Below are 12,909 nucleotides of genomic sequence, written 5' to 3' on the forward strand. Positions count from 1 at the left end.
CGCCTTGAGGGGCCCATTTCAATGGGCTGAATCCAAACCGACTGCAAAGATACAGAGCCGGTAAACTTGTGAGTTGAACCATTTGTCGGCGTTGGCACATTTGTGAATGCAAAGAAATTTTATTATAATAAACCCTACACTATAACACCATACTTTTTATATATGGTATGCTTAACAGAACGGAGGTGGTTACAAATGAATACATATACTACTTCGGAAGTAGCAAAGATGATAGGCATACATCCGAATACTGTACGGCTTTATGAAGAATGGGGACTGATACCAAATGCAGAGCGTAAAGCAAACGGTTATCGTATATTTACCGATTTCCATATTGAACAGTTTCGGCTTGCCCGTACCGCATTTCAAATAGAGGTCCTTCAGAACGGACTGAGAAAAAAGATTGTGGAAACGGTTAAGGTTTCAGCAAAGAAAGACTTTGATCAAGCACTTGTTTTGGCAAATGAATATCTGAGTCAGATACAAAAGGAAGAAAGAAATGCGGAAGAAGCTATTGCTATAACAATGCAGATTTTAGAGGGGAAAGCAATATCCGAAACACCGCCGCGTTGCCTGAAACGTAAAGAAGTTTCGGAATATCTGAATATTTCCATGGATACACTCCGAAATTGGGAACTAAACGGTCTGATGCGAATAAAGCGTAAGCAAAATGGCTATCGCTATTACACAGACGAAGACATAAAGCGATTAAAAATAATAAGATCACTTCGGTGTGCCAATTATTCATTGGAAGCAATCCTGCGTATGCTCCATGCGCTCTCAGACGACCCTCATACCAATATAAAACGGGTACTTAATACTCCAAAAGACGATACGGATATTATATCCGTATGCGACAGACTGATTATCTCATTGCAAAAGGCAGCGGAAAATGCCAAGAAAATGATAGGCATTCTTAATGATATGAAAAGTATATTTTCCTAACCCTCCACCTTTACACCAACCTTTTTTGAACTGCTAAAATAATGTAGTAAAAACGAAAAAGGAGGACAGGTTGATGGAAGAAATCATCAGCGTAAAACAACTTTCAAAATCTTATGGCAGATTGAATGCCGTGCAGGGCCTGGATTTGTCAGTAACACAAGGTTCGGTCTTCGGGTTGCTTGGGGCAAACGGTGCAGGAAAAAGCACCACAATCGAATGTATGTTAGGCACAAGAAAACCCGATGCAGGTACGGTTTCCATTTTAGGGATGGACCCACTCCTGCAAAGAAAACAGCTTTTTGAAAATGTCGGTGTTCAATTCCAGGAAGCGAATTATCAAGATAAAGTGACGGTTTCCGAATTGTGCGAAGTAACACAGTCACTCTATAAGAATGCTGCAGATTATGGGGAACTTCTGAAACAGTTTGGCATCTTTGATAAAGCAAAAAGTATGGTAAAGGAGCTTTCAGGAGGACAGCGGCAAAAGCTGTTTATTGTTTTGGCTTTGATACCGCAGCCTAAAGTTGTTTTTCTGGACGAGCTGACCACGGGGCTTGACGCAAAAGCCAGACGAGAGGTATGGAAAATCTTATCTGACCTCAAAGAAAAAGGACTGACCATTTTTCTGACCTCGCATTTTATGGATGAGGTAGAAGCATTATGCGACACAATCTGCATACTAAAAAGGGGGAAAGCCGTCTTTTATGGAACAGTAGAAGAAGCCATTGCAGGCAGTCCTTATGACAAATTTGAAGATGCGTACTTATGGTATTCTGACGAGGGGGTAAGCGAAAATGAGAACATTTAAAACAATACTGAAAAACGAAATGAAACTGTCCCTGAGGGATATGAACATGGTCATATTTGCAATCTGTATTCCACTCGTGGTTTTGATTATACTTGGCGTTATTTACGGCGACAAACCAGCTTTTGAAGGTGCAGAGTACACATTTCTCGATCAGTCCTTTGGAGCGTTGTCAACGATTGCGATTTGTTCAGGCGGCGTTATGGGGTTGCCTCTTGTGGTATCCGATTACCGAAGCAGAAAGATATTGAAACGCTTTAAGGTCACTCCTGTCAGCCCCGTAATGATTTTAACGGTGCAGGTGGCGATTTACATAATTTATTCCGTTGCATCGCTTGCATTGCTCTATATAGTATCAACGCTCTTTTTTGGCTTCCACCTGCTTGGTTCTCTGCCTGCTTTCCTTGGCGGATATATATTGGTAATGCTCTCCATATTCAGCATCGGAATGATGGTTGGGGGAATATCTCCCAACTCTCAGACAGCGAGCGTAATTGCAAGCCTGCTCTATTTCCCAATGCTTATTTTTTCTGGAGCAACCCTGCCGTATGAGGAAATGCCGAGTGCATTGCAAAAGATAGCGGATATTCTGCCTTTGACACAGGGGATAAAGATTTTGAAAGCTGCTTCGTTAGGACTTCCAATCGAAAATATTTTTGTTCCGCTTATTGTCATGGCGGTACTTGCTGTCATTTGTATCGGTGTGTCTTTTCGCTTTTTCAGATGGGAGTAACAAGTAATATGGAATGGCTCATATTCTTTCTTTGTGGGAGAAAAATCCGTAATAGGATTAGAGAGGACACGATGTCTGCCTGCCCGCTAAACGCCTCCTCTGGGGAAATTTTTTGAAATGATTTTCAGGGTATAGAGCAGACCGCAGAAAACAACAAATTTCGCCCGGCAGGTCGTAGGCCAATCGGGCGAATATAGAAGTATTATGAAGTTGATTTACATGGTATAGTACATACTCGGTAAATGTGGCATGAAAAGAGGGCTGCTGTAGGCTACCTTTATTTTGTTTGGGCGCATGAAAATCCCGTCACCACAACAACGGTTTTTCTATTACCCGTTTTGCAGCTGTGCCATACCCTTTGTTTCATAATAATCGGTTCTCGTCATACCATATAAATAGTAATCGCAATAGGTATTCACCATTTTACCGTCGCGGATATGTCCCTCACGCTTAAACCCTGCTTTTTCCAGTGTTTTATATGACGCGATATTTAGAACATGGACATCAGTCCATAATCGTCGCAATTCTGTTTTTTCAAAACAGAAAATCACTACTTCAGTTAATGCTTCTGCCATAAAACCGTTTCCTTGATAAATCGGGGAAAGCCGGAACGCCACCTTTGCCATACGATCATTTTCAATGAGATATACCCACATCTCACCAATTACTTTATTGTCCTTTTTATAAACAATTCCCCAATGAAAGCTCTTTGTAGGTCGTTCCTTTTTTTGAAATAACAATTCCGGGTTTAAGTCACTTTTTCCGGGACGTTTCCCCCAATATTGATACAACGATTTGTCACCCAACCATTCTTTCAAATCATCAATATCATCATACTGCAAAGGACGTAATAGGAGCCTTTCTGTATCAAGTATCGGTTTGTTCTGAATATAATCTTGTAGTTTCATAAAGCCCTCTTAGAAATTGAATACTTGTTCCCAATTAAAGTAGCCGGACGCTTCTGTGCTTCTCGGCCATTCACTGCACCATACGGGAACGCCGGGGGTCTCCACTCTGTCAAAACTCGGCGTATATGGCTTTATATCCAATACGGGAGTGCTGTCGTTCGCGTCAATAAAAGTAAGCCGAATAATTCCCCTGTTAAGATCAATACTGATAATTTCTGATGTTGTTAAAGCAATAGGGTTAGGACGGGCGGGCGACCTTGTGGCGAAAACGCCCATTACTGATGGTGCATTTTTATAGGGCTGTTCGGTTTGTAGTATCTTTCTGTCTGATTGATTATCACAATCACTGAACCACCACACTACATTGATATGACTAAATCCTTCCAATGCTTGCAGTCCGGGAATATATTCCGGCTCTAATTCTATAAATGCTCCGTTGTGATCATTCTTTACCTTTCCAATAGGTTTTAATTGATAATCGTTCATATCGTACCTCCTGTTTTTCGTTGTGAGTTCAGTATAATACCTCACATCATGTGAGATACAAGAGGGAAAATAAAAATGCCCTGCATTTTTGCAGGACATTACTACCTTAATTCCAAAGGTATTTGTATTTCAGTCAGGTACTTCGCCGGATTACATTCATTCCACGACCCTCTATGCACAATTTGGCGCATAGGATTGGACATTTGATATTCACTGTTTTTTTGCAGCCATTCAGCAAAAGCAATATATGCTCCTTTGATATTTGAAAAATCACCATACACCATCGTGCAGGCCATAACAGGTACAGGCTCAATCGTGCGGAAACAGAATGGAGCAATATTTTTACACGGTTTATTTACAGGAACGCATAACTCAATATCTACATTTTGTTCTTTATACTCTGTGTCGTGATAAACGGAAAATGTATGATTGGACATTTCTATTTTCTGCTCTTTGGCAAAAGCAGAAAGTTCATTCCATAAATCACCCTCGGAGTAATATGTCGGAACAACTCTACGCAAAGATAACACTTGATACTCTGGTATCGCCTTAATGGAAATATTGTAATGAAGTTCCCCTTTGTTTTCTTGTATCTCGTTTTTTGCTATCGCAATTTTCCGTATTTTCTCCTGCTCGTTTTGTATAGTCTGCTCGATTTCTAATCGTTTTTTTTCAAGGGTTTCAAGAAGTAAACGATCATTCATTTCAAGCGCAAGTGCAATTTCAGAAACAAGAAAGCCACTGTCACGCAAATACAATATTCTGTTCAGACGGGGGATTTGAGTTACAGAGTACATTCGGTGTCCCGTCCATTTATCGACTTCTGCTGGTTTCAACAGCCCCACTTCATCATAATATCGAAGCATACGAATAGATACTTGTGTCAGCTTTGAAAATTCACCTATTCTAAACATCTTATCACCTCTTGTATATCATTATACTTGAAGTTTTGTACACTTCAAGCAGATTTGGCACATATCCATAACGGAGAAACGGCATAGCCCCAAAAGCCGCGCCTTTTTCAGCGTTGACTTGATAGGATGTATCTTTGTAACTGCCATATCTTCGCCAGCGCTCCTTTGATGTCCTCAATGTCCTGCGCGTACACAATCCCGGTACTGTTGATACGCCGGGCAATCTGATTGACATTGGCGCCGATCTTTTGCAGCTCGGCGGTCTGCGCCCGGATGTCGCTGGTGTCCATGTGGACGATATACCCGTCAATAAGCATTTTCCGGGCATAGGCGGAAAAGTTCTTTGTGTGGAGCTGGGCCATTTTCTGCTGGATCAAGGCCCGTTCTTCCGGCGTCACAGGGACACGCAGCACAAAGTTTCGTGTTCGGTTTGCCATGTTTTCACCATCCTTTCTGAACAGGGGTTTGGGGCTTTCCCCAACAAGCAACCGGCCACGGCCCGCAGGGACAGGGTCAGGCCGGTTTTCGGAAGTGTGGCTACACTTCCTATGATTGCATCTTATTAGGAACACTGTAAATACAAGGCTTTTCAAAGCCTACAAACCGAAAAAAATAATATTTGATCTATCACATTACGCAGAAAGCCGTCCGGCATGAAAAATCGGGCGGCTTTTTTGCGTGGATAGAGGAAAGGAGGTAAAAAATAATTACAGAAATTTAGCCCTCAAAATTGTGCAACTTTCACGAAAAGGAGGATAGTGAATGGCAGATGAAAAATTGAACACCGGCCCCGGCGAGCAGAACACACCCCCGGCTCCCGGCCCGGTAACAGAGGAACAGCCCCAGGCTCCTGCTCCCGAACAGGCCGCCGCTCCCCAGCCGGAGCAGTCCGGGCCTGCCCAGCCCGAGGCGGGGGATGTGGTGGTGTCTTTTGACAAAATCAATGAGCTGATGGCGGAAAAGCGGCGTCCTTGAAGGCAAGCCCCAGGGCGTGAGAGTCAAACCGTGTTATTTCTTTGCGTTCATTCATTTTCATTTCACCCTATATCATTCTACATTTCTGGTTTAATTATGTGAATGAAACTGAATTTCAGTTTTATGAGTATTTTATTTCGTAATTTTATGTAGATACTATTGACAATGGCTTTGGGATAGGATAAAATAAATAAAAACAAATAGAAAAAGGTGATGAAAGTCCGGCGTATCAGATGCCACATAATCGGTGGTGTTGATATGACTGGAAAAGAGTAGATAAAATCAATTCAATAGGTAAAAAGATAACTGATTGAACAGTTTATTTTTCATGCCTAAGGTTTGATTTTATTTTACTCTTAACTTTTCTTATCCTTAGGAAAGATTAGCCGTAGAGTAAAATCTACGGCTTTTTCTTTTGACCAAACATGAAAGGAGAACTTAGTTATGTATGACAATTTACTCACTATTTTTGAAAAGCCATCTCTTTACAAAAAAATGGAGATCCCCTTTTGGGATGACGAACATATATCGTTGCAAATGTTAAAAGCGCATTTAAATCCAGAGTTTAATGGAGCAAGTAGAAAATTAGATTTTATAAATAAATCTGCCGACTGGATAACAAGAATTGTTCGGCCATCAGAATTTAATGAACTCCTTGATATAGGTTGTGGTCCTGGTATATATGCTGAAAGGTTTGCTCAATTTGGTTACTCGGTTACAGGGATTGATTTTTCAAAGCGCTCTATAAATTATGCGACAAGTTCTGCCGCTAAACAAAACCTTAATATACAGTATCTGTATCAGGACTACTTGAACATGAACTTGAACAAAACTTTTGATTTTTCAACTTTAATTTACTGTGACTATGGTGCTTTATCATCAGAAGATAGGAAAACCTTATTGAAAGTGGTATATACACATCTAAGGCCCGGAGGGAAATTTTTGCTGGATGTATTTTCAATGAGTAAGTACAACTGTTTTGAAGAAAAGAACACATGGAATATATATCCGACAGGCGGCTTTTGGAAGAAAGAAAAGTACCTTGAGTTTAACTCGTCTTTTCGGTACTCAGATTGTGTCACATTGGAGCAAACATCCATCATTTCTCCAAATGATTCTGCTGCTATTTACTATATCTGGAATACCTATTTTACAAAGGAAACTCTAATCAATGAAATGAAATCAGAAGGTTTTAAAATATGTGAAGTATTTAGCGATGTAGCAGGAAAACCGTATTGTGAAGATAGTCTAACGATAGCTGTCTTGTTAGAGAAGTAAAAAAGAAAATTTTATATTGCAGTGGCACTCTGCCGAATAAAAAAAACCGTAAGTCGGCAGGGTGATTTGCTATGACCGGCAAATAGTGTTCCGGGCAAAGTTTCAGCTTGTGGCTGACCCGTTGCCGCTGTTCGCTGTCCCCTCGCATGATTTCCGGGTTGAAATACCGTTCTACGGGAAGCCCGCAGATTTTAATAAGCTGGATCACAACCGGGAGGCTGGGGATCGTGCCTTTATTCTCAATATTGGCAAGATAGCGCCATTCAATACCCACCATTTCAGCCAGCGTTTTACGCGCCAGATGTTTTGCTTTCCGTGCGGCTTTTACATCCGCGCCGAAAGTTTCAAAACCGGGACAATCTTCAACTTTCGCCATATAGCATCACCCATTTACATTGTATAATTCATACTTTGTCCGTGGAATGTTGTTATATGCGGGTTAATTAAACTTTATAATTCATATTTCTTTGATTATAAGAACGCAAAACCATGAAAACAAAGCAAACTAATCCGGGCCCTCCTGAACAGCTCCTAAGAAAGCGCCGGACATGTCAGCCTGTTGGCCCTATACCCATCGTTTTCCTATGGGTTTATTCTACGCATTTCAAAGCTCGTTCCGGCAGGTATTTGATATATCATTCTGCCACCCCACCGACCACCGCCGAAAAGCCTTGATTTCTGCGAGCTTTTTGTCCTCTAAATGCGTAGATAGGATGAGCATTTCAGCTCTCGTGTTCTGCGTACTGTTTACAGTGATGCTACATTCTATAATTCATATTCTGTTCCTTGTATTCTTCGAGAAAACGAATTATAATGAATAAATTGGAGGTGTATTATGGACTATATGACTTTGAAAGAAGCAGGTGAAAAATGGGGCGTGACTCCCCGATGGATAAATTATTACTGTGCTGCATCCCGTATCCCCGGAGCCATAAAAATGGGGACAGTATGGTTAATCCCGAAGGACACCGAAAAGCCCTTAGATATGCGAACGAAACAAGGAAAGGAATTAAAACATGAAACCATATAAGATACTGATTATTGAAGATGATCCTGTTATACAAAGCGAATTGGAAATCCTTTTGCGCGGCAATGGATATACTGCTGTTTCAGTAAAGGATTTTTCAAAGGTGAACGATACTTTTAGAGCAGAAGATCCACACCTTGTCTTATTAGATATTAAATTGCCCAATGAAAGCGGCTTTTCTATCTGTTCTCAAATTCGCAGCAATTCAAATGTTCCAATTATTTTTGTAACAAGCTGCAATACAGATATGGATGAACTCAACAGCATCATGCTGGGCGGTGACGCCTTTATTACAAAACCCTATCACACGGCGATTCTTCTGGCAAAAATCGCATCCCTACTCAAACGGTCATACCCGGTACAGCAGAATGAGCAAATGGTCTATGGTGCTACGGTGCTACACTTGGAATCCAGTAGCTTGGATTATGATGGACAGAGTGTGGAACTAACCAAAAACGAACTGAAAATTCTTTATTACCTATTCAAAAATGCAGGAAAAATCTGTGCCCGTAGAGATATAGTAGAGTTTTTATGGGATAATCAACTCTATGTGGATGACAACGCTCTAAGCGTCAACATCAACCGTATCCGTGAAAAATTGACAGGTATCGGTCTGACAGATTTTATCAAAACAAAGCATCGACAGGGGTACACAGTATGAACCGCAGACAGTATTGGAAAAATAGAATCCCATTCCTGCTGACCAACCTGATCTGCATGGTTGCGCTTACTGTATTCCTGCTGGTATGTGGCAATCCTATTTCTGTGGTACTACTGATTTCTGCGGTATGGGCGCTGATCTTGTTGGCAGGTCTGTTCCTTACTTACTGGAAGCGACAGCGACAAATGCGACAGCTTTTAGACATGACCGGTCAGCTTTCGGAACGCTATCTCGTTTCCGAAGTGATGGAGTTGCCGGAACAGGCAGAGGATCAGGTTTACTATCGGCTTTTGAAAATGGCCGGAAAATCTATGTTGGAACAGATTGGAACGGTTTGTCAGGAACGTCAGGAATACAAGGAATATATTGAACAGTGGATTCACGAGATCAAAACGCCTATTACCGCTATGAAACTACTGTGCGAAAACCATCGGACAGACTGGACAAAGGAACTGCTGTTGGAACTCGAAAAGACCAACCGCTTTACTGAACAGGCGCTTTATTATGCCCGCAGCGAACATACTGAGAAAGATTATTCTGTTCGTGAAATGGCTCTGGCCCAAGTGGTGCATCAGGCGATTGCGGACAACAAATACCTGCTGCTCCAGAGCGGGGTGCGGCTGAAAGTGGAGGAAATGCAGGATACAGTTTATTCTGATGAAAAATGGGTGCGGTTCATTCTAAACCAACTAATTGCCAATGCGGTCAAATATCGGGCCGAGCAGCCGATTATTCGCTTTTCCGCCCGTAGGCAACGAGATCAAGTGGTTCTTGTGGTGGAGGATAACGGAATCGGAATTTCACTCGCTGACCTGCCTCGCGTCTTTGAAAAAGGATTTACTGGGCAGAACGGGCGCATGATCCAGCAGTCCACAGGGATCGGCCTATACCTGTGTAAACGCCTCTGTGACAAGCTGGGTATCAGCATTACAGCGGCATCATCTGAACATGGCGCATCTATTTCTCTGGCTTTTCACATTAACTGTCTGATCCATGAGGTGCAGAGCTAAAATGGTTCTGCACTTCTTACATTTCTGTTAGAACTTTGTAAGAAAACTTGATACAAATGGCGTTCATATTATTTTACAATAGGATTAGAGGTGATAATACTATGAAAGAAGTTTTGAAGCTGGAACATATCCAGAAGTATTACGGAAATGGCGGTAACATCACAAAAGCGATTCAAGACATCAGCTTTTCCGTTCAGGAGGGGGAATTTGTAGGGATTATGGGCGCGTCTGGCTCCGGCAAGACCACCCTGCTTAACTGCATTTCCACTATTGATACGGTCAGCGCAGGACATATCCATCTGGACGGGACTGATGTGACAGAGATAAACGAAAAGCAGATTGCCCGGTTTCGCCGGGAAAATCTGGGCTTTGTATTTCAGGACTTTAACCTGCTGGACACCCTGACCATTTCCGAGAACATTGCTCTAGCATTGACAATCAACAAGGTTCCCGCAGGTGAGATCGACGGGCGGGTACAAGAAATGTCCAGTAAACTAAACATCACGGATATTCTGAAAAAATACCCCTATCAGGTATCCGGCGGCCAAAAGCAACGGTGCGCCTGCGCCAGAGCCATCATCAACAATCCTAAGCTGATTCTGGCGGACGAACCCACCGGCGCACTGGACAGCCATTCGTCCCAGATGCTGCTATCCACTATCCAGAGCATCAACGAAACGCTGGGTGCAACCATACTAATGGTAACGCATGACGCCTTTTCTGCGAGTTATGCAAATCGTATTCTCTTTTTGCGCGACGGCACGATTTTTACGGAAATCCGCAAAGGCAACGATTCTCGCAGAACTTTCTTTAACAAGATTTTAGATGTCCTCACCATGATGGGAGGGAATTGAAATTATGCTTGCAAGTCTTTCACAACGTAATATGAAACGGCAGTTAAGTGAATATAAGATTTTTTGGTTTTCCCTTATCGGCGTTGTTGCCCTTATGTATGCGTTCAATTCTCTTATTGTTTCTCATACTATGCAACAGCTTTTTCGTTTATTTGCCGAGAGCGGAAACGGTGATATTGGCGTGATTGCCGCCCTTTTTTCTGCCGTCGTTGTATTTGCACTTGGGTGGTTTATCAGCTACATGATGGACTTCATCTTACAGCGTCGCAGCAAGGAAATTAGCACCTATATGATATTGGGTGTAGAAAAAGGCGACATTTGCAAAATGATATTTAAGGAAAATGCTTTTTTGGGCCTTATGGCTGTTATTGTGGGCTTTGGCTTTGGGATTTTAGTTTCTAAAATATTAGAAAGTTTTGTTTCAAATCTATTCCACTTTCAAGAAGCATTATTAGCTTTTCTTTCTGTATCAGCAGTCGGCTTGACTTGCATCGAATTTTGCATTGTCTATATAATCGCACTGATTAAGACGAATAGAAAAGTACAAACGGTTAAATTGATAGATCTGTTGAATTACAGTCGGAACAACAGTAGTGTTCGTGAACACCAATCTAAAACTGGCTTCATGTTTTTGCTGATTTCCGTGGTAATGCTCATTGTAAGTTTCTATTTGTTTGCGGGAACAAAACAGACAGTGGCAAGCATTACCGCAGGTGCAGTTTCGGCAATGTTGGGGCTGTTGTTCTTCTTTCGAGGATTTATTTATATCATACACGAAATGCTTAATAAATCTCAGAACTGGAAATACAAAGGAAGTCGTTTAGTTACCTTACGAATGTTCCTTTCAAAATCCAACAAAATGAGTTTCTCATTAGGTGTTATCTCAATTTTATTCACCTGCACCATCGTTTGTATTGGTATGACAAATGCTTTTTATCAGGTCATGGAGAAAGCAGTTGTTATGCAGCCATTCGACCTTGCGATTGTTCATGTAGGTGAGAACGGTGATTATAGCCAATATTCCTCATTCTTGAATGAACGCATTGATGTAGACAACCAATATTCCTATTGCTTATATACAGATAAAAGCACACAATTTACTGACATTAGAAATCGTGTCTTAACAAAATACTGGAACAGGGCAAGCAAAACCGTATCAATCAACGACTATGTTATTGCAGAAAACCAGTACGATGCCTTTATGAAATATAGTGATTATTGTAATTTGCGAGCAATGTTGGGCCTGCCTCAAATACCATTGTCAGAAGAACAATACATCATTCATTGTCTGCCATATCTGAAAGATACATTTACAAATTTTCAGATTGAAAAAGGCACTCTGGTTTGCAAGGATATTTTTACCGAGGCGTTCTCACAGTATGGTGGATATGGTAACGGCCAAGATTTTGTAATCGTTGTCCCGGATCACTATATTGAAAATATGGAAGCGATGTACAGCCTCTATGTTGCTCAATCCGAAACAGTGATTGATATGTCTGAATTGGAAAACGAATTTCCGCAAGTTAGGCCATTGAACTCCAATGTGGTTGCTTCCGGGGAAAACGGATACACAACAAAAATCCTCGACAAAGGAAACTATTACTACATGGGCAAATTAGCAAGTACACCTACCAGCCAAGCTATCTTAATTATTCTGCCATTGTGCTACTTGTCGCTGGTTATCGGCATAATTAGTATTGTAATACTCGCTGTTCAACTTTTGACGGAAGTGAAAACAATAAAGCGTCAATACAATGTAATGAGAACACTTGGAAACGAGGTGATTGTTCTTGAAAAAATGTTGAGAGATCATATATTTCTTTACTTCGCATTGCCATTTATTCCTGCAATAGTCATTGGTAGTTGCTTACTAAAGTCAATGAGCCATACGCTTTTTATAGCTTCTTATGATGTGCCTGTATTTGATAATCTAACCGCATTGATAGCACTTGTGGTTTTGAGTGCTTTACTGATTTTTACCCTTATTTATCTCCTGTATGCGTTTATTGCCTCTCAGTCTATGAGGAAGGAAATAATCCCTCTAACATTAGAAAAATAAGTAGAATAGAAATTTCATCTGCCGGACGACGGCAAAAGAAAAAAGCCGTCGTACAGCAGCCCTATTCACGCGCCCATGAAACGGCAGCTCTAAATTTGAGCCGCCGTTTCCTTTTGCAGAAAACCCAACGACGACCCTACACCTTGCAATTTGACATGGCGGCAATCAGGAGGACGCCGCCATGCACGGAAAAGTTTTTCGACATAAAACAACAAAGGCCATCTTATTAAAAAAGCCTGTTCTGCATCGTTTTT

Annotated in this window: 14 protein-coding genes and 1 pseudogene; 10 read left to right on the forward strand and 5 right to left on the reverse strand. The window is 41.4% G+C overall.

The features are described from left to right. Window positions 1-195 precede the first annotated feature (195 nt). From NQ502_RS10385 to NQ502_RS10395, 3 genes are all read left to right on the forward strand, one after another. Window positions 196-945 carry a MerR family transcriptional regulator gene (locus tag NQ502_RS10385; RefSeq protein WP_023042330.1) on the forward strand — a complete coding sequence of 250 codons (750 nt, stop codon included), beginning with the start codon at window positions 196-198 and terminating at the stop codon, window positions 943-945. 73 nt (window positions 946-1,018) lie between these two features. Beyond that, window positions 1,019-1,753, forward strand: coding sequence for an ABC transporter ATP-binding protein (locus NQ502_RS10390; protein ID WP_028529322.1), 735 nt, complete (start codon window positions 1,019-1,021; stop codon window positions 1,751-1,753). Next, the gene (locus NQ502_RS10395) at window positions 1,740-2,483 is read left to right on the forward strand and encodes an ABC transporter permease (RefSeq protein WP_028529323.1); all 744 of its coding nucleotides are present in this window, start codon (window positions 1,740-1,742) and stop codon (window positions 2,481-2,483) included. Before NQ502_RS10390 ends, NQ502_RS10395 begins: the two co-directional genes overlap by 14 nt. A gap of 329 nt (window positions 2,484-2,812) precedes the next feature. On the opposite strand, the gene NQ502_RS10400 is transcribed toward NQ502_RS10395, so the two are convergent. The 4 genes from NQ502_RS10400 to NQ502_RS10415 all read right to left on the reverse strand — a co-directional run bounded on the left by NQ502_RS10400 (window position 2,813) and on the right by NQ502_RS10415 (window position 5,228). Further along, entirely contained in the window at window positions 2,813-3,391 is a 579-nt protein-coding gene (locus NQ502_RS10400) for a GNAT family N-acetyltransferase (RefSeq protein WP_028529324.1), read from the reverse strand. 9 nt (window positions 3,392-3,400) lie between these two features. Beyond that, entirely contained in the window at window positions 3,401-3,877 is a 477-nt protein-coding gene (locus NQ502_RS10405; protein WP_028529325.1) for an SAM-dependent methyltransferase, read from the reverse strand. 101 nt (window positions 3,878-3,978) lie between these two features. Then, window positions 3,979-4,791, reverse strand: a complete 813-nt coding sequence (locus NQ502_RS10410; RefSeq protein ID WP_028529326.1) for a MerR family transcriptional regulator — start codon at window positions 4,789-4,791, stop codon at window positions 3,979-3,981. 107 nt (window positions 4,792-4,898) lie between these two features. After that, a complete protein-coding gene (locus NQ502_RS10415) occupies window positions 4,899-5,228 on the reverse strand; it encodes a MobC family plasmid mobilization relaxosome protein (protein WP_023042558.1) in 330 nt (109 codons plus the stop codon). A 325-nt stretch (window positions 5,229-5,553) separates the two neighbouring features. On the opposite strand from NQ502_RS10415, the gene NQ502_RS10420 reads away from it, so the two are divergent. Further along, window positions 5,554-5,766, forward strand: a complete 213-nt coding sequence (locus NQ502_RS10420; RefSeq protein ID WP_023042393.1) for a hypothetical protein — start codon at window positions 5,554-5,556, stop codon at window positions 5,764-5,766. A gap of 444 nt (window positions 5,767-6,210) precedes the next feature. Further along, window positions 6,211-7,044 (forward strand): class I SAM-dependent methyltransferase, encoded by an 834-nt coding sequence (locus NQ502_RS10425; protein ID WP_028529327.1) that lies wholly within the window; start codon window positions 6,211-6,213, stop codon window positions 7,042-7,044. 70 nt (window positions 7,045-7,114) lie between these two features. Here NQ502_RS10425 and NQ502_RS10430 read toward each other — a convergent pair. Continuing rightward, window positions 7,115-7,420 (reverse strand): annotated as a pseudogene (locus NQ502_RS10430) (helix-turn-helix transcriptional regulator); the annotation flags it as partial. Between the two features lie 459 nt (window positions 7,421-7,879). Here NQ502_RS10430 and NQ502_RS10435 point away from each other — a divergent pair. The 5 genes from NQ502_RS10435 (at window position 7,880) to NQ502_RS10455 (ending at window position 12,655) form a co-directional block, all read left to right on the forward strand. Further along, a complete protein-coding gene (locus NQ502_RS10435) occupies window positions 7,880-8,074 on the forward strand; it encodes a DNA-binding protein (protein ID WP_028529329.1) in 195 nt (64 codons plus the stop codon). Then, entirely contained in the window at window positions 8,061-8,732 is a 672-nt protein-coding gene (locus NQ502_RS10440) for a response regulator transcription factor (RefSeq protein WP_023042396.1), read from the forward strand. Before NQ502_RS10435 ends, NQ502_RS10440 begins: the two co-directional genes overlap by 14 nt. Then, window positions 8,729-9,742 carry a sensor histidine kinase gene (locus NQ502_RS10445; RefSeq protein WP_023042397.1) on the forward strand — a complete coding sequence of 338 codons (1,014 nt, stop codon included), beginning with the start codon at window positions 8,729-8,731 and terminating at the stop codon, window positions 9,740-9,742. The genes NQ502_RS10440 and NQ502_RS10445 overlap by 4 nt, the downstream gene beginning before the upstream one ends. 101 nt (window positions 9,743-9,843) lie before the next feature. Beyond that, the gene (locus tag NQ502_RS10450; RefSeq protein ID WP_023042398.1) at window positions 9,844-10,596 is read left to right on the forward strand and encodes an ABC transporter ATP-binding protein; all 753 of its coding nucleotides are present in this window, start codon (window positions 9,844-9,846) and stop codon (window positions 10,594-10,596) included. 4 nt (window positions 10,597-10,600) lie between these two features. Next, window positions 10,601-12,655 (forward strand): FtsX-like permease family protein, encoded by a 2,055-nt coding sequence (locus NQ502_RS10455; protein WP_023042399.1) that lies wholly within the window; start codon window positions 10,601-10,603, stop codon window positions 12,653-12,655. Window positions 12,656-12,909: the final 254 nt, after the last annotated feature.

Source organism: Ruminococcus gauvreauii (assembly GCF_025151995.1).
Classification (GTDB): domain Bacteria; phylum Bacillota; class Clostridia; order Lachnospirales; family Lachnospiraceae; genus Ruminococcus_G; species Ruminococcus_G gauvreauii.

Excerpts from the sequence above, each read along its gene's own strand:
- NQ502_RS10405 (WP_028529325.1), bottom strand. The coding sequence starts at position 3,877 with ATGAACGATTATCAATTAAAACCTATTGGAAAGGTAAAGAATGATCAC.
- NQ502_RS10420 (WP_023042393.1), top strand. The coding sequence starts at position 5,554 with ATGGCAGATGAAAAATTGAACACCGGCCCCGGCGAGCAGAACACACCC.
- NQ502_RS10455 (WP_023042399.1), top strand. The coding sequence starts at position 10,601 with ATGCTTGCAAGTCTTTCACAACGTAATATGAAACGGCAGTTAAGTGAA.
- NQ502_RS10445 (WP_023042397.1), top strand. The coding sequence starts at position 8,729 with ATGAACCGCAGACAGTATTGGAAAAATAGAATCCCATTCCTGCTGACC.
- NQ502_RS10390 (WP_028529322.1), top strand. The coding sequence starts at position 1,019 with ATGGAAGAAATCATCAGCGTAAAACAACTTTCAAAATCTTATGGCAGA.
- NQ502_RS10435 (WP_028529329.1), top strand. The coding sequence starts at position 7,880 with ATGGACTATATGACTTTGAAAGAAGCAGGTGAAAAATGGGGCGTGACT.
- NQ502_RS10450 (WP_023042398.1), top strand. The coding sequence starts at position 9,844 with ATGAAAGAAGTTTTGAAGCTGGAACATATCCAGAAGTATTACGGAAAT.
- NQ502_RS10415 (WP_023042558.1), bottom strand. The coding sequence starts at position 5,228 with ATGGCAAACCGAACACGAAACTTTGTGCTGCGTGTCCCTGTGACGCCG.
- NQ502_RS10395 (WP_028529323.1), top strand. The coding sequence starts at position 1,740 with ATGAGAACATTTAAAACAATACTGAAAAACGAAATGAAACTGTCCCTG.
- NQ502_RS10425 (WP_028529327.1), top strand. The coding sequence starts at position 6,211 with ATGTATGACAATTTACTCACTATTTTTGAAAAGCCATCTCTTTACAAA.
- NQ502_RS10410 (WP_028529326.1), bottom strand. The coding sequence starts at position 4,791 with ATGTTTAGAATAGGTGAATTTTCAAAGCTGACACAAGTATCTATTCGT.
- NQ502_RS10440 (WP_023042396.1), top strand. The coding sequence starts at position 8,061 with ATGAAACCATATAAGATACTGATTATTGAAGATGATCCTGTTATACAA.
- NQ502_RS10385 (WP_023042330.1), top strand. The coding sequence starts at position 196 with ATGAATACATATACTACTTCGGAAGTAGCAAAGATGATAGGCATACAT.
- NQ502_RS10400 (WP_028529324.1), bottom strand. The coding sequence starts at position 3,391 with ATGAAACTACAAGATTATATTCAGAACAAACCGATACTTGATACAGAA.